This is a genomic window from Cellulosimicrobium sp. G4 BAM 1002, from assembly GCF_057126935.1.
Genome location: NZ_CP182109.1, coordinates 2,618,961 through 2,638,728 on the forward strand (window position 1 = coordinate 2,618,961; position 19,768 = coordinate 2,638,728).

General features: G+C 73.6%; 25 protein-coding genes. 16 read left to right on the forward strand and 9 right to left on the reverse strand.

Features of this window, described 5'->3' with window-relative positions; genetic code table 11:
* Position 1 precedes the first annotated feature (1 nt).
* From ACMXGY_RS11840 to ACMXGY_RS11875, 8 genes are all read left to right on the forward strand, one after another.
* A complete protein-coding gene (locus tag ACMXGY_RS11840; protein ID WP_483773190.1) occupies positions 2–997 on the forward strand; it encodes a carbohydrate ABC transporter permease in 996 nt (331 codons plus the stop codon).
* Positions 994–1,953, forward strand: coding sequence for a carbohydrate ABC transporter permease (locus ACMXGY_RS11845; RefSeq protein WP_483773191.1), 960 nt, complete (start codon positions 994–996; stop codon positions 1,951–1,953). The genes ACMXGY_RS11840 and ACMXGY_RS11845 overlap by 4 nt, the downstream gene beginning before the upstream one ends.
* 69 nt (positions 1,954–2,022) lie before the next feature.
* Positions 2,023–3,216, forward strand: a complete 1,194-nt coding sequence (locus ACMXGY_RS11850) for a zinc-dependent alcohol dehydrogenase (protein ID WP_483773192.1) — start codon at positions 2,023–2,025, stop codon at positions 3,214–3,216.
* Complete coding sequence (locus ACMXGY_RS11855) at positions 3,207–4,811, forward strand: phytoene desaturase family protein (RefSeq protein ID WP_483773193.1); 1,605 nt, start codon at positions 3,207–3,209, stop codon at positions 4,809–4,811. The genes ACMXGY_RS11850 and ACMXGY_RS11855 overlap by 10 nt, the downstream gene beginning before the upstream one ends.
* 43 nt (positions 4,812–4,854) lie before the next feature.
* Positions 4,855–5,208: an iron chaperone gene (locus ACMXGY_RS11860; protein ID WP_483773194.1), complete on the forward strand. Its 354-nt coding sequence runs from the start codon at positions 4,855–4,857 to the stop codon at positions 5,206–5,208.
* 67 nt (positions 5,209–5,275) lie between these two features.
* A protein-coding gene (locus ACMXGY_RS11865; RefSeq protein WP_483773195.1) for an IS5 family transposase occupies positions 5,276–6,158 on the forward strand; the annotation gives its coding sequence in 2 pieces (ribosomal slippage) (positions 5,276–5,623 and positions 5,625–6,158; 882 coding nt in all).
* 18 nt (positions 6,159–6,176) lie between these two features.
* Positions 6,177–6,722 carry a hypothetical protein gene (locus ACMXGY_RS11870; RefSeq protein ID WP_483773196.1) on the forward strand — a complete coding sequence of 182 codons (546 nt, stop codon included), beginning with the start codon at positions 6,177–6,179 and terminating at the stop codon, positions 6,720–6,722.
* Positions 6,723–6,803: 81 nt separating this feature from the next.
* Positions 6,804–7,118 carry a hypothetical protein gene (locus ACMXGY_RS11875; protein WP_483773197.1) on the forward strand — a complete coding sequence of 105 codons (315 nt, stop codon included), beginning with the start codon at positions 6,804–6,806 and terminating at the stop codon, positions 7,116–7,118.
* Between the two features lie 194 nt (positions 7,119–7,312).
* On the opposite strand, the gene ACMXGY_RS11880 is transcribed toward ACMXGY_RS11875, so the two are convergent.
* Positions 7,313–7,750, reverse strand: a complete 438-nt coding sequence (locus ACMXGY_RS11880; protein WP_483773198.1) for an SRPBCC family protein — start codon at positions 7,748–7,750, stop codon at positions 7,313–7,315.
* A gap of 140 nt (positions 7,751–7,890) precedes the next feature.
* On the opposite strand from ACMXGY_RS11880, the gene ACMXGY_RS11885 reads away from it, so the two are divergent.
* The 5 genes from ACMXGY_RS11885 to ACMXGY_RS11905 are packed head-to-tail and all read left to right on the forward strand — an operon-like array spanning position 7,891 to position 11,512.
* Positions 7,891–8,559: an ANTAR domain-containing protein gene (locus ACMXGY_RS11885; protein ID WP_483773199.1), complete on the forward strand. Its 669-nt coding sequence runs from the start codon at positions 7,891–7,893 to the stop codon at positions 8,557–8,559.
* Positions 8,556–9,044, forward strand: a complete 489-nt coding sequence (locus ACMXGY_RS11890; RefSeq protein ID WP_483773200.1) for a DUF2243 domain-containing protein — start codon at positions 8,556–8,558, stop codon at positions 9,042–9,044. The genes ACMXGY_RS11885 and ACMXGY_RS11890 overlap by 4 nt, the downstream gene beginning before the upstream one ends.
* Positions 9,044–9,853 (forward strand): cytochrome c oxidase assembly protein, encoded by an 810-nt coding sequence (locus ACMXGY_RS11895; protein ID WP_483773201.1) that lies wholly within the window; start codon positions 9,044–9,046, stop codon positions 9,851–9,853. The genes ACMXGY_RS11890 and ACMXGY_RS11895 overlap by 1 nt, the downstream gene beginning before the upstream one ends.
* Positions 9,854–9,902: 49 nt before the next feature.
* On the forward strand, positions 9,903–10,328 hold the full coding sequence (locus ACMXGY_RS11900) for a hypothetical protein (RefSeq protein WP_483773202.1): 426 nt from the start codon (positions 9,903–9,905) through the stop codon (positions 10,326–10,328).
* Entirely contained in the window at positions 10,325–11,512 is a 1,188-nt protein-coding gene (locus ACMXGY_RS11905; protein WP_483773203.1) for a zinc-dependent alcohol dehydrogenase, read from the forward strand. The genes ACMXGY_RS11900 and ACMXGY_RS11905 overlap by 4 nt, the downstream gene beginning before the upstream one ends.
* A 10-nt stretch (positions 11,513–11,522) precedes the next feature.
* On the opposite strand, the gene ACMXGY_RS11910 is transcribed toward ACMXGY_RS11905, so the two are convergent.
* Positions 11,523–11,957 (reverse strand): DUF6098 family protein, encoded by a 435-nt coding sequence (locus tag ACMXGY_RS11910; RefSeq protein WP_483773204.1) that lies wholly within the window; start codon positions 11,955–11,957, stop codon positions 11,523–11,525.
* A 200-nt stretch (positions 11,958–12,157) separates the two neighbouring features.
* Here ACMXGY_RS11910 and ACMXGY_RS11915 point away from each other — a divergent pair, with 200 nt between their 5' ends.
* Positions 12,158–12,343 carry a hypothetical protein gene (locus ACMXGY_RS11915; protein ID WP_483773205.1) on the forward strand — a complete coding sequence of 62 codons (186 nt, stop codon included), beginning with the start codon at positions 12,158–12,160 and terminating at the stop codon, positions 12,341–12,343.
* Between the two features lie 60 nt (positions 12,344–12,403).
* Here ACMXGY_RS11915 and ACMXGY_RS11920 read toward each other — a convergent pair whose 3' ends face one another.
* Genes ACMXGY_RS11920 through ACMXGY_RS11930 form a run of 3 tightly spaced genes read right to left on the reverse strand, consistent with a single transcriptional unit; the run spans position 12,404 to position 15,119 of the window.
* Positions 12,404–13,810, reverse strand: a complete 1,407-nt coding sequence (locus ACMXGY_RS11920) for a cytochrome P450 (protein ID WP_483773206.1) — start codon at positions 13,808–13,810, stop codon at positions 12,404–12,406.
* Complete coding sequence (locus ACMXGY_RS11925) at positions 13,750–14,226, reverse strand: DUF4383 domain-containing protein (protein WP_483773207.1); 477 nt, start codon at positions 14,224–14,226, stop codon at positions 13,750–13,752. Before ACMXGY_RS11925 ends, ACMXGY_RS11920 begins: the two co-directional genes overlap by 61 nt.
* Positions 14,227–14,237: 11 nt before the next feature.
* Complete coding sequence (locus tag ACMXGY_RS11930) at positions 14,238–15,119, reverse strand: manganese catalase (protein ID WP_483773208.1); 882 nt, start codon at positions 15,117–15,119, stop codon at positions 14,238–14,240.
* A gap of 218 nt (positions 15,120–15,337) precedes the next feature.
* Between ACMXGY_RS11930 and ACMXGY_RS11935 the strand changes: the two genes are divergently transcribed.
* Together ACMXGY_RS11935 and ACMXGY_RS11940 are read left to right on the forward strand one after the other, a co-directional pair.
* The gene (locus tag ACMXGY_RS11935; protein ID WP_483773209.1) at positions 15,338–15,940 is read left to right on the forward strand and encodes a DUF2231 domain-containing protein; all 603 of its coding nucleotides are present in this window, start codon (positions 15,338–15,340) and stop codon (positions 15,938–15,940) included.
* Positions 15,937–16,779 (forward strand): SDR family NAD(P)-dependent oxidoreductase, encoded by an 843-nt coding sequence (locus ACMXGY_RS11940; RefSeq protein ID WP_483773210.1) that lies wholly within the window; start codon positions 15,937–15,939, stop codon positions 16,777–16,779. Before ACMXGY_RS11935 ends, ACMXGY_RS11940 begins: the two co-directional genes overlap by 4 nt.
* On the opposite strand, the gene ACMXGY_RS11945 is transcribed toward ACMXGY_RS11940, so the two are convergent.
* The 4 genes from ACMXGY_RS11945 to ACMXGY_RS11960 form a co-directional block, all read right to left on the reverse strand.
* Positions 16,716–16,991: a CDGSH iron-sulfur domain-containing protein gene (locus ACMXGY_RS11945; protein WP_483773211.1), complete on the reverse strand. Its 276-nt coding sequence runs from the start codon at positions 16,989–16,991 to the stop codon at positions 16,716–16,718. The two genes, ACMXGY_RS11940 and ACMXGY_RS11945, sit on opposite strands and share 64 nt — an antisense overlap.
* Complete coding sequence (locus tag ACMXGY_RS11950; protein WP_483773212.1) at positions 16,988–17,989, reverse strand: glycosyltransferase family 2 protein; 1,002 nt, start codon at positions 17,987–17,989, stop codon at positions 16,988–16,990. Before ACMXGY_RS11950 ends, ACMXGY_RS11945 begins: the two co-directional genes overlap by 4 nt.
* The gene (locus ACMXGY_RS11955) at positions 17,982–19,148 is read right to left on the reverse strand and encodes an iron-containing redox enzyme family protein (RefSeq protein ID WP_483773213.1); all 1,167 of its coding nucleotides are present in this window, start codon (positions 19,146–19,148) and stop codon (positions 17,982–17,984) included. Before ACMXGY_RS11955 ends, ACMXGY_RS11950 begins: the two co-directional genes overlap by 8 nt.
* A gap of 116 nt (positions 19,149–19,264) precedes the next feature.
* The gene (locus tag ACMXGY_RS11960) at positions 19,265–19,522 is read right to left on the reverse strand and encodes an acyl carrier protein (RefSeq protein WP_483773214.1); all 258 of its coding nucleotides are present in this window, start codon (positions 19,520–19,522) and stop codon (positions 19,265–19,267) included.
* Between the last annotated feature and the right edge of the window lie 246 nt (positions 19,523–19,768).

Consider the following 19,768-nt stretch of genomic DNA (forward strand, 5'->3'; position numbering starts at 1 on the left):
GGTGGCGGCCGCCGACGTCGCTCCCGCGCCGACCGGTCCACCCGCCGCGAGAGGCCACGGACGTCCGGGCCCGGACGGGCTCCGGCGGTCACGGCTCACGCCGAGCGCGCGCCGTGAGCGCAACGCCGCCCTGCGGTTCATCAGCCCGTGGATCATCGGGTTCGTCGTGTTCACCGCGTGGCCGATCGTCTACAGCGCCTACCTGTCGTTCACCGACTACGACGTGATCAACGACCCGACGTTCGTCGGCCTCGAGAACTACCGGGAGATGACCCAGGACCCCAAGGTCGCGCTCTCGTTGTGGAACACGCTCGTGTACACGGTCGTGCAGGTACCGCTCTACACGGTCGTCGCGCTCGCCCTCGCGCTCCTGCTCAACCAGGCCGGGCGCTCGGCCGGGTTCTTCCGTACCGCGTTCTTCATCCCCAAGATGACCCCGCCGGTGGCCGTAGGCGTGCTGCTGCTGCTCCTGTTCAACGGGCAGTACGGGATCGTCAACGAGGTGCTGTCGTGGTTCGGCATCCAGGGTCCGTCGTGGACGACCGACCAGGCGTGGATCAAGCCCGGGCTCGTGCTCATCAGCCTGTGGACCGTGGGGGCGGCGGTGATCATCCTTCTCGCGGCACTGCGCAACGTGCCGAACGACCTGTACGACGCCGCGCGCGTCGACGGCGCCGGCTTCTGGCGCCGTACCCGCGCCGTGACCGTCCCCATGATCAGCGGCGCGATCTTCTTCGTCGTCGTCGTCAACACGATCGCCGGGTTCCAGATGTTCACCGAGGCGTACTCGGCCTACTTCGGGGCGGGCAACTCCACGTACAGCAACGACGCCGCGCTCTTCTACGTCATCTACCTGTTCCAGGAGGGCTTCCAGGAGCTGCACATGGGCTACGCGTCCGCGCTCGCGTGGCTCCTGTTCGTCGTCATCATGCTCGTGACGCTCGTCCAGCTCGTCGTGTCCCGGCGCCTCGTCTACTACGAGGGGGAGCAGCGATGACCACGGCACCGTCCTTCCCCCGCCCAGCCGTGAGCGGTCCGGGCACGGCCCCCGATCCCGCGGTCGGGGTGCCCGACGCGCTCGGCCCTCCCCCGCCGTCGGGCCGGTCCTCGACCGGCCGCAGCCCGCGGCGCAGGGTCGCGCGCCTCGTGGTGCTCGTCGCGCTCGTCCTCGCGACGGTCGCGTTCGTCTACCCGCTGCTGTGGCTCCTGTCCGCGTCGTTCAAGCCGCGAGCCGAGGTGTTCGACAACCGGCTCGTCCCGCAGACGTTCACGCTCGACAACTACGTGACCGTCTGGCAGGAGGCGCCGCTCGCCCTCTGGCTCGGCAACACCGTCGTCGTCACGGTGCTCGCCGCGGGCCTCGTCACGCTCTCGAGCGCGCTCGTCGCGTGGGGGTTCGCCTACTTCCGCTTCCGCGGCCGTGGCCCGCTGTTCGGGCTCGTGCTCGCCACGATGATGCTCCCCGGCGCGGTGACGATGATCCCGACGTTCCTCATCTGGAACCAGCTCGGGTTCGTCGGGACCAACGTGCCCCTGTGGGCCGGGAACCTCTTCGGCAGCGCGTTCTACATCTTCCTCCTGCGGCAGTTCTTCCTCGGGCTGCCGCGCGAGCCGTTCGAGGCGGCCCGGCTCGACGGCGCGAACAACTGGCAGATGTTCTGGCGCATCGCCGTGCCGCTGTGCCGGCCCGCGCTCGTCCTGACGTTCCTCTTCGAGGCCCAGGCCTCGTGGACCGACCTCATGCGGCCGCTGATCTACCTGCAGGACTCCTCGACCTTCACCATCCCCCGGGGGCTCAAGGCGCTCATCGACCAGTTCGGGCCGGGGGGCGAGTCGCAGTGGGAGATCGTCGTGACCGCCTCGGTGATCACGACCGTCCCGATGATCCTGCTCTTCTTCCTCGGCCAGCGGCACTTCGTCGAGGGGGTGGCCACGACGGGCAGCAAGGGCTGAGCCCGATCGGAGACGCGGCGACCGGCACGGCAGCACGGCACGACCACCAGACGGAAGGACGGCAGCACCATGCGAGCACTGACCTGGCAGGGACGCGAGAAGGTGAGCGTCGAGGACGTCGCGGACCCGAGGATCGAGCACCCGACGGACGCCGTCGTGCGGGTCACCTCCACCGCGATCTGCGGCTCGGACCTGCACCTGTACGGCGTGCTCGGGATGTACCTCGACGCGGGCGACGTCCTCGGGCACGAGGCGATGGGCGTGGTCGAGGAGGTCGGTCCGGAGGCGGGCGACCTCAAGGTCGGCGACCGGGTGGTCGTGCCGTTCAACATCGCCTGCGGGCACTGCTGGATGTGCAGCCGCGGGCTGCAGACCCAGTGCGAGACGACGCAGGTGCGCACCCAGGACAAGGGCGCCGCGCTCTTCGGGTACACGAAGCTCTACGGGCAGGTGCCCGGCGGCCAGGCGCAGTACCTGCGCGTGCCGCAGGCGCAGTACGGCCCCGTCGTCGTCCCCGACGACGGGTCGCCGGACGAGCGGTACCTGTACCTGTCGGACGTCGTGCCCACGGCGTGGCAGGCGGTCGAGTACGCCGACGTCCCGCCCGGCGGGACGGTCGTCGTGCTCGGTCTCGGGCCCATCGGCCAGATGAGCGCGCGCATCGCCCTCCACCGCGGTGCGTCGCGCGTCGTCGGCATCGACCTGGTGCCCGAGCGGCGGGCCATGGCCGAGCGCCACGGGGTCGAGACCCTGGACCCGTCGGCGGTCGACGACGTCGCCGCCGCGGTCCGCGAGCTCACGGCAGGGCGTGGAGCGGACTCGGTGATCGACGCCGTCGGGATGGAGGCGCACGGGTCCCCCGTCGCCGAGGCCACCCAGAAGGTGGTCGGGCTGCTGCCCGACGCGGTCTCCGCGCCGCTCACGGAGCGCGCGGGGACCGACCGCCTCGCGGCCCTCTACACGGCGTTCGACCTCGTCCGGCGGGGCGGCACCGTGTCGATCTCCGGCGTCTACGGCGGTGCGAAGGACCCGCTGCCGATGATGCAGCTCTTCGACAAGCAGGTGACCCTGCGCATGGGCCAGGCCAACGTGCGGCGGTGGACCGACGCGCTCCTCCCCCTCGTCGCCGACGTCTCCGACCCGCTCGGCGTGCTCGACCTGCGCACCCACCGGCTGCCCCTCGAGCAGGCGCCCGAGGCGTACCGCACGTTCCAGCGCAAGGAGGACGGCTGCATCAAGGTCGTGCTCGACCCGTGGGCCTGACGACGGTCGACGCCGTCGTCGTCGGGGCCGGGCCCAACGGTCTCGTCGCGGCGAACGCGCTCGTCGACGCGGGGTGGGAGGTGCTCGTCCTGGAGGCGCAGGACACGTACGGCGGGGCCGTCCGGTCGGCCGAGGTCGCGGCGCCCGGCTTCTCCACGGACCTGTTCAGCGCCTTCTACCCTCTCGCGGCCGGTTCCCCCGTGATCCGGGGCCTGCACCTCGAGGAGCACGGGCTGTCGTGGTCGCGCGCGCCGTCCGTGCTCGCGCACGCGCTCGACGACGGGCGCGCGGCCGTCCTGCACGAGCGCCCCGAGGACACCGCGGCCGGGCTCGAGGACTTCGGTGCCGGGGACGGCGACGCGTGGCTCGAGCTGGTCGCGGGCTGGGACCGCGTCCGCGACCCGCTCCTCGACGCGCTCTTCAGCCCGCTGCCCGCCGCCGGACCGGTCCTGCGCGTGCTGCGACGCCTGGGAGCCGCCGGCACGCTCGACCTCGCCCGGCTCGCCGTGCTGCCCGTGCGCCGCCTCGCCGACGAGTCGTTCCGCGGGGAGGGCGGCGGGCTGCTGCTCACCGGCAACGCGATGCACGCCGACGTCCCGCCCGACGCGGCCGGCAGCGGGGTGTTCGGCTGGCTGCTCGCGATGCTGGGCCAGGACGTGGGCTTCCCGGTGCCGACGGGCGGTGCCGGGCGGCTGCCGGACGCGCTCGTCGCCCGGCTGCGCTCGCGGGGAGGCGATCTCGTGACCGGCGCGCGGGTGGACCGGGTGCACGTCGTGCGCGGTCGCGCCGTCGGCGTGAGCACCGCGGAGGGCCGCCACGTGCGGGCGCGACGGGCCGTGCTCGCCGACGTCAGCGCGCCCGCGCTCTACCGCGACCTCGTCGGGACCGGCCACCTGCCGCCGCGGATGGTCCGCGACCTCGACCGGTTCCAGTGGGACCACCCGACGGTCAAGGTGAGCTGGGCGCTCGACCGGCCGATCCCCTGGACGGCTCGCGGCGCGCACGGTGCGGGCACCGTGCACCTCGGCGTCGACCGCGCGGGCTTCGTCGACGTCGCGGCGGCGCTCTCGAACGGCCGGGTGCCCGACCGGCCGTTCCTCGTGCTGGGCCAGATGACGACGTCCGACGCGTCCCGCTCCCCGGCGGGCACCGAGTCCGCGTGGGCCTACACGCACGTGCCGCACGGCGCGCGGTGGACGGCCGACGCCGTGGCCGACGAGGTGCGGCGCGTCGAGGAGACCGTGGAGCGTGTGGCACCCGGGTTCGGCGACGCCGTCGTCGGTCGGTTCGTCCAGACTCCCGCCGACCTCGAGGCGGCGGACGCCAACCTCGCCGGCGGGGCGATCAACGGCGGGACCTCGGCCGTCCACCAGGAGCTGTTCCTGCGCCCGACACCCGGCCTCGGGCGGCCGGAGACCCCGATCACCGCCCTCTACCTCGCGAGCGCGTCGGCGCACCCGGGCGGCGGGGTGCACGGTGCGTGCGGGTGGAACGCGGCGCGTGCGGCGCTCGGCGCCGCGGGCCCGAGGGGGGCGGTCCGGCGCGCGCTCGTGCGCACCGCGTGGGCACGGTTGCTGCGCGACGCCGACGAGTGAGCGAGGATCGTGGCGACCGCGCCGACAGGAGTGAGGGACCGCCATGACGATCGCCGACCACGACGCCTACATCGCCGCGGCGCCCGAGGCCTTCCAGCCCGCGCTGCGACGGCTGCGCACGCTGCTGGCCCACACGCTCCCGGAGGCTGACGAGATCGTGGCCTACGACATGCCGGGGTTCAGCATCGGCGGCTCGGTCGTCGCGAGCTATGCGGCGTTCAGCAGGCAGTGCGGGCTGTACCTCCGTCCGGGCGCCGTCGCCGAGCACGCCGAGGAGATCGCGTCCGCCGGCCTCAAGGCCACCAAGACCGGCATCACCTTCTCGCCACGCCGACCGATCCCGGACGACCTCGTCGAACGGCTCGCCCGGGCGTCGCGGGAGGACGCCGGGGTCTGACGGCGCAGTGGTCGGACCTAGGGCGTGTCTCCTTGGTCGCACGGCCGTGATATTGCAGAGTGCGGTCGTGGATCGTGGTCGGGAGTTGTCGGACGAGCAGTGGGCGGTGATCGGCCCGTTGATGCCGCAGGCTTCTGGGCGGTTACGTCCGTGGCGTGATCACCGTCAGGTCGTGGAGGGAATCGTTCACCGGTATCGGACCGGGGCCGCGTGGCGTGATCTTCCCGAGCGGTTCGGCCCGTGGCAGACGGTGTGGAAGCGCCACGCGCGGTTCTCCCGGGACGGGACTTGGGACAAGATCTTGACGGCGTTGCAGGCTCGTGCGGACGCGAACGGCGGTATCGACTGGCAGGTGAGCGTGGACTCCACGATCAACCGGGCGCACCAGCACGCCGCGACATTGCCCCGCACCACAGGGGGCACCGACGAATCACAAGAATCCGGAACGGCGCGAACCGGCTGACCACGCATTGGGTCGCTCCCGGGGCGGGTTGTCGACGAAGATCCACGCCGCGGTCGACGGCAACGGGCGACCGCTCGCGGTGCTCGTGGGGCCAGGCCAGGGTGGTGACGCTCCGATGTGCCTGCCGCTGCTCGACACGATCCGAGTGCCTCGAGCAGGTGCCGGACGGCCGCGCACCACCCCCGATGCCGTGCTGGGCGACAAGGCGTACTCCTCGCGCGCGATCCGCACCGAACTGCGCCGGCGCGGCATCGTCGCGGTCATCCCCGAACCTCGCGACCAGCAGGCCCACCGTCGCCGACGCGGATCACGAGGCGGACGCCCCGTGACCTACGACTCCGTCACCTACCGAGGTCGCAACACGGTCGAGCGGTTCTTCAACCGGGTCAAGCAATGGAGAGCACTCGCGACCCGCTACGACAAGCACGCCGTGATCTACCGTGGCGCGGTGGTACTCGCCGCTCTCCTCCTCTGGGTTGAGAACTGACACGAGTACCTTTCCCTCATGGACTCGGTCGATGATCCGCTCGCGGCCTGGAGAGCGCTGGAGGCGCAGCGCGGAGCCCTATCGCTCGAGGACCAGGCAATCTTCATCCTCATCTGCGTCGAGAGCATCCTGTCGATGCGCCCGGCACGAGATGCCGCTGGCCAGGAGTACCTCCACGCTATCTGGGACGCGATCGGCGCAGACCGTTCGAAGCTGTCAACGATCGCCGAAGCCCTCGCCCAGCGCCCAGACATCGACAACCACGATGACCTTGCCGCCCTTCTCCATGCGGTCGAGACCCTTCGCGGATCCCACGACGCCGCGGCATGGGGCGCCCGCCGCCTTCTCGACGACGCCCATGAACGCATCCCCAGAGACGGCAGCGACGCCGTCTTCCCACCGCTTGCTCATGACACGGCGCACGAGGCCGTTCAGGACGAATTTCGCTGGCAGCGCACAGTTCTCGCATCACTAACCGCCCACGACCATCCTGTGCGAATCGCGCACCTGCGCGAGCAAGCACGAGTTCGCGGCGCGGCCAGTCACTATAAAGATGCGCCCTAACCCGCCCAGGGAAGGAACATTGCATTGTTGAATCACGACTTCGCCCGCGAAGCATACGCGCGCACCCGAAACACGCGAAGATTGGCCTGGATCGCCGCGTTCTGCCTCTCTATAGCCATGCTGGGAGTCGGGCTGGCAATGGGAGACTGGTTTCCCTTCGTCGTCGGCTTATGGTCAGGACTGCCGGGGGCTTTCGTGACGGCCTCGGCCATCGCGCGACGTCGCCAGCTCAACAGCGCGCGCCGCCTCACGCTTGTGGCCTGGCTGCTTTGCCTTGCGGTCGCATTAGCGCTCGCAACGACTATTGCTATCACCTTGACGCCTCTGGCGGCGGTGCCGATTACTTTGATTGCGTGGCTCCTGGTGTACGCATCCGTCTGCTCACGGATACTGTGAACGCATCCCAAAGCCGTCAGCGACTCCTTCTTCCCACCGCCTGCTCACGACACGGCGCACGAGGCCGTTCAGGACGAGCTTCGCTGGCAGCGCACAGTCCTCGCATCTAAGCGCCACGATCATGCTGTACGAATCGCGCAGTTGCGCGAGCATGCGCGGGTTCGCGGCGCGGCTAGTCACAAAGGAGACACGCCCTAGGGGGCCTGGCGCTCCGCGAGGAACGCGAGCCGACGGAGCGTCTCGACGTTCCGCGGACCGATGACGGCGCTCCGCACGGGCCGGGGCACGAGCGTCCCGGGTCCCTTCTCGGCGTCCTCGGTGATCCGCACGGTGCAGCCCGACGGCGTCGGCGTCACCTCGATCCGTGCCCGTGCCTCCCCGGCGGGCCAGCCCCTCGCCTGCAGCTCGATCCCGCGGGCCGGGTCCCAGCCCCGCACGACCGTCTCGTCGTCGAGGAGCGCGGGCCAGAGGCCGACCGAGTGCAGGATCCTCGACCCCGGGTCGGGCCACTCCGGGTCGACGGCGCGGATGCGTGCCGTCCCCACGACCCAGGTCGAGTAGGACCAGCCGTCCGCGAGCACGCCGAGCACCGCGTCCGGAGAGCATCGCACAGCGCGTGTGACGGTGACCATGACCCGAAGGTAGTCGCGCGCCCGGTACTGGCAACCGCTCGCGAGGAGTCGGCGAGTACGCGCGTGCACGGGCCTCCGGACGTAGCGTGAAGAGCCCGCGACGACGCGGGGACGACACCTCTGAGAGGGGACGGGGCGCCATGGTCATCGCCAGCTTTCCGCAGGAGTTCGCGGTCCGCGCCGCGACGATCCTCGGACACGGTCTCGAGGTCAGCGTCACCATGCGCCAGGCTGGCGTGAGCGTCCGTGCGGGCAGCAGCTCGGACGCCTCAGCACGCTGTGACCAGGCGGAGGCGCTCGACGGGGCCGGGCCATGCATCGACGCGATGCACCAGGGGTCCGCGCTGCTCGTGCCCGAGGTGGCCGAGGAGACGCGGTGGGACCGGTGGCGTCGGCAGAGCGTCCAGGAAGGCTTTGTGTCGGCGGCGGCCGTCCCGGCGATCGTCACGGACGACGTCGCCGTCGCCCTGAACCTGTACGCGCGCTCCCCCGACCCGTGGACGCCGGAGCTGCTCACCGCCGCGGACTCCTACGCCCAGCTCGTGGCCTCGGCCGTGCGCCTGCGCCTGCAGCTCGCCGCGCTCGAGGACTCCACGGCGGGGTTCTACCGCACGATGTCGGACGGCGTGGCCACCGAGCGCGCCGTCGGGGCGATCATGCAGACGAACCAGTGCACGGCGGACGAGGCGCACCGCATCATCGAGTCCGCCTCCCGGCACCGCAACGTGAGCCCCCGCGAGGTCGCCGAGACCCTCCTGCGGGCGCTCGTCGTGTCGGAGCCGTCCGACGAGGACGCCACGGACCGATGAGCGGGGCGACCCGAGCGCCGTCCCCGGCGGCCCAGGACCGGCGGACCGTCCTGTCCGGCGTCCTGTTCGGGTGCGGCGTCGCCGCCTCCGTCGTCGACCTCTTCGTCTTCCACCTCGGGCTGCAGTGGCACCACTTCTACGACCTGTCGACGACGCAGGTCGCGCTCGCCGCGGACGGCGTCTTCCACGCGGTCGGCTGGTTCGTCACCGTGTGGGGGCTGTTCCTCCTGGCGGACGTGCGCCGTCGCGCGGAGGTGTCGTGGTCCCGCTGGACGGGGGCCGTGGCCGTGGGGCTCGGCGGGTTCCAGCTCCTCGACGGTGTCGTCAACCACAAGATCCTCGGCATCCACCAGATCCGCTACGGCGTCGACCTCCTGGTCTACGACGTCGTCTGGATCGGTTCCGCGGTGGTCGTGCTCCTCGTCGGGCTCGTCGTCCTGCGCCGGGCGCGGCCCGGTCGCGCGGGTGCGGCCGGGACGGCGTGATGCACCCGCACGGGCACGTGCCGGACGTCGGCCCTCCGCTGCTCACCGTCGTCGCCCTCGTCGCTCTCGCGCTCGGCGGAGCCGCCTACGTGGTCGGGCTGCGAGCGGCACGCTCGCGGAGCCCGTGGCCCGTCCGGCGGACCCTGTGCTGGTACGCGGGTCTCGCGTGCGCGGGCGCGGCGACCGTCGGGCCGCTCGCCGAGGCGTCCCGCTCGAGCTTCACGGCGCACATGGCGGGGCACGTCCTCCTGGGCATGCTGGCACCGCTCCTGCTCGTGCTCGCCGCCCCGGTGTCGCTCCTCCTGCGGGCGCTGCCGCCCGTGCGTGCACGGCGCGTCACGACGGCGCTGCGCTCATCGGCGGCGCGGTGGGTCGCGCACCCGATGGTCGCGGGGATCCTCGACGCCGGCGGGCTCTGGCTCCTGTACACCACGGGGCTGTTCCACCTCGCCCACGCCTCGGCACCCGTGGGGCTCGCCGTGCACGCCCACGTGCTCCTGGCGGGCTGGCTGTTCACCGCGTCGCTCGTCGGGCCGGACCCGCACCCGCACCGGTCGTCGGTCCGCGTGCGCGCGACGGTGCTCGTCGTGTTCGTCGCCGCGCACTCCGTCCTGGCCAAGTGGCTCTCCGCGCACCCGCCCGCCGGTGTCGCCCCCGCCGACGCGCGTACCGGGGCACAGCTCATGTACTACGCGGGGGACGTCGTCGACGTCGCGCTCATGGTCCTGGTCGCCGCCGGGTGGTACGCAGCCTCCCGCCCGCGGGACCTCTCGACTGCGCGCGTGCGAGGGCGTCCGGGCCTAGCGTGAGGGTGAGGCTCGAGAGCGCGGGTCCCGGCACGGGTGACGGGAGAACGCGATGAGAGTCCTCACGACGGCAGGTGTGGCAGGAGCGGCGGTGGGTGCCGCCTGGTGGGTGCGGCGTCGGGGACGCGCGCAGGGCGGCACCGACCGCCCTCTCGCGCTGACGGTGCACCGGCCCTACGACGAGGTGGTCGAGGAGCTCGCTCGACCCGACGCCGCCGCGTTGCTCGCGGTCGGCGACGACGCCCAGCTCGAGCTCACGCCGGCACCGGGGTCGTTCGGCACGGAGGTGCGGCTGCGGCCCGGGACGCGCGGGCACGCCTCCCGGGCGGAGGCACGGCAGGCGCTGCGCGAGGCGAAGCAGCTCCTCGAGACCGGCGCGACCATGCCGCCGGACCACGCCGTGACACGGCGGCCGACGCTCACCTCGATCCCCCTCGAGGTCGCGATCCGCCGCGCGGGCTCAGGAGGCCGGCTGTGAGGGCGCTGCAGTGGGTCGGTGTGAACCGTCTCGAGGTGGGCACGGTGCCGGACCCGACGATCGAGCACCCGGAGGACGTCGTCGTGCGCGTGCGCCGGACGGTGACGTGCGGGTCCGACCTCCACCTGCTCGGCGGGTACGTCCCGTTCATGCGCTCGGGGGACGTGCTCGGGCACGAGTTCGTCGGCGAGGTGGTCGAGGTCGGACCGGAGGTGCGGCGTCACGCCGTGGGTGACCGCGTCGTCGTCTCGTCGTTCATCGCGTGCGGCCGCTGCTGGTACTGCTCGCGCGAGCTCTACTCGCTGTGCGACAACGGCAACCGCAACCCAGCGATCACCGAGCGCCTGTGGGGCTCCGCGCCGGGCGGGTGCTTCGGGTACTCCCACGCGATGGGCGGGTACGCCGGCTCGCACGCCGAGTACGTCCGGGTGCCGTTCGCCGACGTCGGAGCCTTCCCCGTGCCCGACGTCGTGGACGACGCCCGCGCGCTCTTCGCGTCCGACTCCGCGGCGACGGGGTGGATGGGCGCGGACCTCGGCGAGGTCGGGCCCGGCATGACGGTCGCCGTCTGGGGCGCGGGCGCCGTCGGCCAGATGGCCGCCGCCGCGGCGGTGCTGCGCGGCGCCGAGCGCGTCGTCGTCGTCGACCGGCTCGACGACCGCCTGGAGATGGTCCGCACCCACGTCGGGTGCGAGACCCTGCACGACCAGCGCGACGACGTCGGCCCAGCCCTGCTGGAGATGACGGCCGGACGCGGGCCGGACGTGTGCATCGAGGCGGTCGGGATGGAGGCGAGCGGCGGCCCGGTCGAGGACGCCGTCGACCGCGTCAAGCAGCAGCTGCGGCTCCAGACGGACCGGCCGTCGGCCGTGCGTCGCGCGATCTACCACTGCCGCAAGGGCGGGACCGTCGTCGTGCTCGGGGTGTTCGCGGCCCTGGCCGACGGCTTCCCGCTCGGGGCGCTCATGAACAAGGGGCTCACGCTGCGCTCGGCCCAGATGCACGGCCAGCGCTACATCCCGGGTCTGCTCGACCTCATGGCGCGCGACGAGCTCGTCACCGAGCATCTGGGCACGCACGTGATGCCGCTCGAGGACGGGCCGCTGGGCTACGACCTCTTCAAGCGCAAGGCCGACGGCTGCGTGCGCGCGGTGTTCGTGCCCGGCGACGCCCCTGCCGGGTGAGCGCGCGGAGTCACGTCCCGTCGTCGCCCGCGTCGAAGACCTCGCGGTAGAGGCGGCCCGCCTCGTCGACGACCGCCGGGTCGATCGACGCGGCGGGCGAGACGTCGACGAGGAGCGGCTCGCAGTCCGGGCCCCGCCCCGCGACCTCACCGGTGAGCAGCCACGGGAACCGCTCCGGCGTCATCAGGTGGGCGTACTGGCAGAGCTGGCGCGCGACCCAGTGCTCCACGGGCCGGTCCCACCACGGCTCGGGGTTCATCGGGTTGACGCTCAGACCGGGCAGGAGGCATCCGCTCTCGTGGTCCCGGCTCACCTGGGTGCGGTCCTGGTCCGGTCCCCCGCTGAACCGGACGTAGAGAGGCCGCACGACGGCGACGAGCTCGGTCACCTCGGCGAGGTTCCGCAGGCGGGGCAGGCCGTCGAGGGCGCTCGTGTCGTCGGGCATGGGGACCTCCTGGTCAGCGTCGCTGCGCGCCGGTCGGGCCCCTTCTCGACTCTCCGTGACGGCGTCGGTCCACGCCAGGCTACGAGGGCTCCCGGGCACAGGCATCCCGGGCCTGCGAGCGTCGCATGGCCGTGTCACGGTGGCTGGGCCGCGCCGGCGCAGCGCGGCCCAGCACCGAGCGCACGACCGAGGAGGCCGACATGACCGAGAACGACGAGCGCGGTTACGACCCCGCCGAGGACCCCGACGCCGACCCGCGGTCGATGAACCCCCGGGAGGGGGCGGAGGCCCAGGGGTCTTCGTCGGGTGCCGGGGACTCCGACGCCGAACCGGCGAACGTCAACCCGCGCACCGGCGAGCAGGCGTCCGGGGACGGCGACGCCTGACCCCGACGAGCAGCGAGGCCCGGGTGGGAGCACCACCCGGGCCTCGCCGTGTCCGCGCCCTCACGCCGCCGCGGTCGCGACCTCCCCGCGCCGCACGTCGGTCCGCAGCCCGAAGCGCAGACCGAGGTGGTCCATGGTGGGCGGGAGCGGGTCGTCGGCGAGGTAGCGCCCCCTGCCGACGGCCAGGTCGAGGTCCGCGAGCCGGGCGAGCGTGTGCGACGCGAGAAGGAGCACGAGGTTGCGGCCCGGGCACGACACGGGGCCGCCGCTGAACGGGACGAGGCCCCAGTCGGCGTCGGCACGCCCGTCGAGCCACGCCTCCGGTGCGAACGCGTCGGCGAACTCGACCCGGTCCGCGTCGCGGTGGAAGTAGGCGCTCAGCACAACGAAGCCGGTGCCGGCGGGGAACACCCGTGCACCCCACCGCACGGGCTCGGTCGCGTCCCGCAGGATCGCGAGGGTCGTGGGCCACAGCCGGACCGCCTCGAGCACGCATCCGCGGGCGTAGGGCAGCACGCTCGGGCCGCGCCCCGACGTCGCCAGCTCGGTGAGCAGACGCTCGCGCACGGCGGGCCGTGCGGAGGCCACCGCGAGCGCCCGGAACGTCGCGGCACCCGCGGCGTCGAACGCGAAGAGCCAGTGCGGTATCTGTCGGCGGACGGCGTCGGCACCGCCGGCGTCCCTCCCCCGCGCCGCGAGGGTGCCCGCCTCCGCGACGGCCACGTGCTCGGCGATGCGCCGCTCGAGCGCCACCCGCAGCCAGGGGCGGCGGGGGCGGAACCACGACCAGTTGCCGTCACGCCGCAGAGCGTCCAGCATCGCGACGAGCCGCTCGTCGTCCCGCGCCGCGCGGCCGAGGACGACGGTCCGCACGAGGCGCCACCACGCGGCGGCGAACGTGTCCCAGTCGAGGCGACCGGACGCGTCCACCGTCGCGACGAGCTTCCCCACCTCGCGCTCGACGGCCGCGACGAGCACCTCGCCGTCCGCGTGCACGGGCTCCCTCATGTCGAGGACGGCCTCGTTGAACGGTCGGCGCACGACGCGCTCGTCGGACGAGGAGACGAGCACGCCGTCGGGCTGGAAGTGGGCGAGCGCGCCGCGCTTCTCCCAGGACGCCGGGGTGTAGGGCTCGGGCGAGCCCGCGAGGACCCGCTCGACGTGCTCCGGCCGGACGGCGAGGACGAGCTGCCGGCCGCCGACCCGCACCACGAGCGGGGCGCCGTCGTAGCGGTCGCGCAGCCCGTCCAGGAGCCGCCGGGCCGTGCGGTCGACCTGGCGCCGTTCTGCCCACGCGGTCGCGCGTGGCCGCCGGACTATCGCGCCCTGCGCGACGAGCGGACCGAGCACGTCCCGCAGGACGCGCCCGGTCTCGCTCGCCGTGAGGTCGACCGGGGTGCTCCCCGTCATGCGGCCGGCCGGGTGGTGGGCGTCGTGGTCGACGTCGCGTCGCGGCGTGCGGGCCACAGCGCGATCGCCAGGCCGGCGGCCGCGCTCACGACGTGGAGCACGTTGTCCGCGCCGTTGATGTTGAGGAAGTTGGCCTCGGGGTCGTTCACGACGATCAGCCCGTACACGAACGCGGCGCCGTAGCCGATCGCGAGGATCCAGCCGTACGTGCGGGCGCTCGCGGAACGGTTCCACATCAGCACGCCGAGCAGGCCGATGACGAGGTGGACGACGTTGTGCAGCGGGTTGATCGCGAACCCGAGCAGGGTCTGCGAGTGGTCGTGCACCGTCCAGTCGTCGAACCCCGTGATCGCGAAGCCGACGGCTCCCACGAGCAGGTAGACGACGCCGATGACGAGCGCGAGGTACTGGTGCACGCCGCGGGTGCGGGCGGCCGGGTGCGCGGAGTCGCGCGGGACGGATGCGGCGGTCATGTCGGTCCTCCTCAGTCCTTGTGCAGGGCGTCCTTGACGGCGCCCTTCGCCTTGTCGAGCGTCGAGGGCTTGCCCGTGGTGCCGTGGAAGCGCTCGTCCGGCTGCGTGGGCGGGGGCATGGGGACGCCGGCCGGCGGCTCGGCGACGTACGTGAACTCGCCCTTGCCGTCCGGCGTCGGGCCACTGGCCCAGCGACCCTCCGACGCGTGCTCGCCGTCGGAGAAGTTGATGTACTGGTACGACACGCTGCGGTCCTCCTTCGAGATCGGGAACGTGCTCGGCACGGGCAGCTCCTCGACGCCCTCGTCCCGCAGCTCCTGCGCCGCGGCGAGCCACTGGTTCTGGTGCATCGTGTCGCGGGCGAGCAGGAAGGAGAGCAGGTCGCGCACGCCCGCGTCGTCCGTCATGTGGTAGAGCCGGGCGACCTGGAGCCGGCCCTGCATCTCCGCGTTGGCGTTGGCCGTGAAGTCGGCGAGCAGGTTGCCGCTCGCCGTGATGTAGCCGGCCGACCACGGGTTGCCGTTCGAGTCGACCGGGCGCGCGCCGGCCCCGGCGACGATCGCCTGCTGCGGGTCGGTGCCACCGACGATCGCGGCCACGGTCGGGTCGTCCTGCACCGCGCCCTCGACGAGGCCGACCGGCGCCTTCTCGAGGAGCTGCGCGATCATCGTCGCGAGCATCTCGACGTGTCCGAACTCCTCGGCACCGATGCCGTACAGCAGGTCGCGGTACTTGCCGGGGATGTGGGCGTTCCACGACTGGAAGCCGTACTGCATCGCCACGGTGATCTCGCCGTACTGGCCGCCCAGCACCTCCTGGAGCTTGCGCGCGTAGACGGCGTCCGGGCGGTCGGGCTTGGCCTGGTGCTGGAGCTCTTGACGGTGGAAGAACATGTTCTCTCCCTCGGGGAGTACGCCCTCCGGCGGCGTGCGCGGAGGACCACGGCACGCGCCTCGTTCTCGACGCGTCGAGCTTTCCCTCAGCCTCGGGCGGTGCGCTCCTGGTCGCATCTGGGGAGGCACACCGGCATCTCGTGGCGAGCCGCCCCGATCGTGCCTACGGTCGTCCTGCGGCTTCGAGCAGTGGGAGCAGCCACGACCGAGGAGCGTCCATGACCGACACCGGCCCCCGTCCCGTCACCGACGACACCGAGACCCCCGTCCTCCTCCGGCTCGCCCGGCGGCTCGAGGGCTCGTCGTCCCTCGACGACCTCTCGAGCGCCGTCCGGGGCGTCGCGCTCGCCGTCGTCCCCGCGCACGGCCGGCTCCGCGAGGAGCTGCACGGCCGCTCGCTCGGCCACGCCCTCCACGCGACGCTCACGGACGTCCCCGTCGGGCTCTGGACGAGCGCGGCCGTGCTCGACCTCGTCGGCGGCGAGCGCAGCGCACCCGCGGCGCAGCGCCTCGTGGGGCTCGGCGTCCTCGCGGTCCCGCCCACGGCCCTGACCGGGCTCGCGGACTATCTCGACGTCGACCGCCGTGCCCGGCGCGTCGGGGCGGTCCACGCAGCGCTCAACTCGGGCGTCACGGCGCTCTACGGGGTCTCCTGGCTCCTGCGTCGCAGGGGCCGGCGGCGGTCCGGCATCGCGGTGTCGATGCTGGGCTACGCCGTCGCGGGGGCGAGCGCCTACCTCGGGGGCCACCTCGCGCAGGCGCTGCGCGAGCCGCCGGCAGAGGTCGCGCTCGGCGACGACGACGCTCCGGACGTCCTGTGACCGCGCACCGGCCCGGCCGGCCCCCGGCCGACCGGTCGGCGGCTCTCGTGACGGGTGCCACGAGCGGCATCGGACGCGCGCTCGCCAGCGAGCTCGCCCGCCGGGGTCACGACGTCCTCGTGGTCGCGGACCGGGGCGTGGACGACACGGTCCGCGAGCTCGCCGTCGACGGCGGGGCGCACGACGGGCTGACGGTCGACCTCGCGAGGCCGGGCGGCGTCGAGGCGACCGCCCGGCGGGCGCGCGAGCTCGGTGTCTCGACCGTGGTCCTCAACGCGGGCGTGGGCGTCCACGGCGCCCTGGTCCGCACCCCTCTGGAGGACCAGCTGCGGCTCGTGGACCTCGACGTGCGCTCGGTGGTGCACCTGCTCCACCTCCTCCTGCCCGACCTGCTGGCCGAGGGGCGGGGCCGCGTGCTCGTGACCTCCTCGGTCGCCGGAGAGATGCCCGCCCCCCACTTCGCGACGTACGCCGCCTCGAAGGCGTTCCTGCGCTCGTTCGCGTGGTCGTTGCGCGGCGAGCTCGCCGGCACGGGAGTGACGGTGACCGCGCTGCTGCCCGGCCCGACCCGGACGCCGTTCTTCCGGGAGGCCGGGATGGAGCGGACCCACGTGGGCCGACTGCCCAAGCCGTCCGCACGGACCGTGGCGCGGCACGCCGTCGACGCCCTCGAGGCGGGACGTCCCGAGGCCGTGACGGGCATCGAGGGCAAGGCCATGCTCGCGATCGCGCGCGTGCTGCCCCAGCCGGCGCGCGCCGCGTTCCACGGGTGGTTCTACGCCCCGGTCCCGGAGTCGCTCGCCGTGCCCCGCACGCCGCCCCCCTCGCCGCTGCGGTAGCCGTTGACCTTGTGCGTGCCGTCGCACCACGGCGGGATCGCCGTGCCGCCGCACCGGCACAGGGCGACCGTGGCCCGGTGGCGCTCGATCTCGCGGCCCGCGTCGTCGACCAGGCGGGCCGGACCGCGCACGAGCAGCGGTCCGTCCGGGCACGCCGTCACGGTGACCTCGTCGCCGGGTGCCTCCCGCGGCACGCTCCCCGGGTCGGTCATCGGGCACCTCCCTCGCACGCGCGACGCAGCTCTCGCGGGGGGTGCGCGGCCCGCCGCAGGCGCGTGCCGCCGTACGGCACCCCGCCCCGCAGCCGCCACCCCAGCGCGACCCACACGCACAGCGCGCGCTCCACGACCCACGCCGGCGCCCAGAGCGCGGCGGTCGACGGGAACACCGCCGCTCCCCCGGCCCGACGGCGCCCGGCCTCCGCGAGCCCGACCGCGGCGAGCAGCAGCGCGGCGGTCGCCCCGCTCCACGCGGCCCGGGCCGGGCCTCGCGCCCGGGCGACCCCCGCCACGCACGAGAGCAGCGCGGGCGCGAGCGCGAGCTCGACGGCGAGCCGCGCCGGCTGCGCGAAGGAGTCGTACGCCTGGCGCACGCGCTGCTCGACGAACCGTCGCACGTCGGGCGGCCGCCGTGGGACGACGAGGTCGGCGCGATGGACCACGGTCCCGCCGCGCGCCCGGACCGTCCGCTCGAGCTCGAGGTTCTCGAAGAGCACCCGGGCGTCGTAGCCCTCGGGTCCCAGGGCGTCGCGCCGCAGCACGACGGTCCCCGCGTAGTCGTGGCCGAGCGCGCGGTTCACGAGCGTGCGGGCCGTGTCCCAGCGGGCGTGCCACGGCGCCGGGGCGAGCACGTTCTGCGGGACGACTGCGTCCGCGCCGTCGAGCGCCGCGAGCGCCCGGCCGAGGGTCGGGACGTCCCACCGGACGTCGTCGTCGGCGACCACGACACGGCGCTCGGCGGTCGCGGCGAGCGCCGCGAGCACACCGACGACCTTGCCGTTGTGCCCCGGCGGCGGCGGGGGGACCCGAACCGTCCGTGCGGCGTCTCCCCACGCCACGGCGTGCCGGGCCGCGACCGGTGCCGGGGAACCGTCGGCGACGACGACCGCGACGTGTGCGGAGAGCCCGCGCAGGTAGGCGGCGAGCTCGGGCGTCCCGCGTTCGTCGACCTGCTCGCGCCGCAGGGGCAGCACGTACACGACGTCATCCACGCGGCCGCTCGACCCCCTCGCCGTGGCGCGCCGCGTCGGACGCGCCGTCGTCGGCGGGCACGAGCGGGACCCGCAGCGCGGACTCCCCCCGCTGCCAGCGCTCGAGCGCGTACGCGGCCACGTCCCCCTCCACCGCGAGGCACGCCGCAGCGCCCAGGAGGACGTCGTCGCGCAGCCCGGGCTCCTGCTCGACGAGGCGACCGGCGAGGTCGCGCGCGGCGATCTGCTCGTGGACGGCGTCGGCCTCGACGTGCTCGTCGAAGTACCACGTGGTGCTCTCGTCGTGCCCGAGCCGGCGGAAGCCGTTCCCGTAGAGCCGGCTGGGGACGGACGACGTCATCTCGAAGGCCGCGAGGTGGCCGACGATCGCGCCGCGCAGGCGTCGGTGGAGCCCGAACAGCGACATGGTGTTGAGCGCGGCGAGCACGACCGCGGGCACGGCGTCGACGTAGTGCCCGTAGGTGTCGTCGAGCCCGACGCCGCGCATCGACCGGGCGAACAGCTCGGCGTGCATCCGTCCGGGGCGCCCGCCGCCGTACTCGTCCGCCTGGATCTCGACGAGCGCCGCCTTGGGGGCGCCCGCGAGGCGCGGGACGGCCCACGTGTGCGGGTCGGCCTCCTTGAGCTGGTACAGGGACTTGAGCACGAGCAGCTCGCGCGCCTGCTCCGCGTCGGCCCGCTTGGCGACGTAGCGGGACAGGCTCGGGCCGTCGTCTGCCGCGGCGAGGTCGAACAGCCGCCGGGCCACGCCGGCCGCGTCGGTCTCGTCGCCGCCGGGCTGCCCCGCCCGCTCGCGCACCGCGGCCTCGAACGGGCGCTCGAGCAGGGCGCGGACGACGAGCAGCGAGGGCTCCCACTCCCAGTCGTCGTCGACACCCTCGACGCCGCGGTAGTGCAGCTCGTAGAGCAGCGTGAGCGCGAGCTGGAGGTCCTCGTCCCGCAGGACGGCCGCACCCGCCGTGCCGGACGCGGCCGCCGTGGCCTCGCGGACGGGCCGCACGCGCTCGCCGGCGTCGCCTGCCGGCGGTCCGGACGTGAGCGCGGCGAGCAGGGCCTCGCTCACCGGACCACGTGGCGCGGGCCGCGGGAGGCGACTCGCGGCCGGTGGGGCTCCGTCGCCGGGAAGGCGTCGCTCGGCGGGCACGGCGGTGGACGTCATCGGCACTCCTGGGACTCGCGCTGCACGGCGCCCCTGCTCGACACCACCGCCATGCTGGCCACGGACCGCCCGACTCGCGAGCCGAACCGGCTCGTGAGCCGGACGGCTCGTGGTGCTCAGCCCTGCTGGGAACCCTGCGGTGACGTCGCCGACGTGCCGTGCTGCGTGAGGTCCGCGAGGAAGCGGTGGCACTGCTGCGCCCGCTCGGAGTCCTCCGCCATGACCTTCTCGAAGAAGGTGGCGATCTCCTCCTTGCCCGCGTTGCGGGCGTCGCGGACGTACTGGCCGTAGTCGTGCCCGGCCTTGAGCGAGTGGTACTGCACCGAGATGAGGTCGAACGTGACGTCGTCGAACCCGGTCTCTCCTGTGGCCATGATCTGCTCCTCCGGCGCACCGAGGTCGGTACGCGGTCGTGGTGCCGGGCCGCGCCCGGCGCGTGCGACGGCCTCCTGCTGGACCACCACCACCGTCGCAAGCCCCGCGTCGCTCGCAACCCGGATCACCGCGGAGACCCATGACGAGCCGCGCCTGCCCGCCCAGTTGTGAGCGCGTGCGACGGCTCTACCGTGTGAGGACAGGTCCAGCAAGAGGCCGTCACCGGTGGCGCACGAGCACCGCAG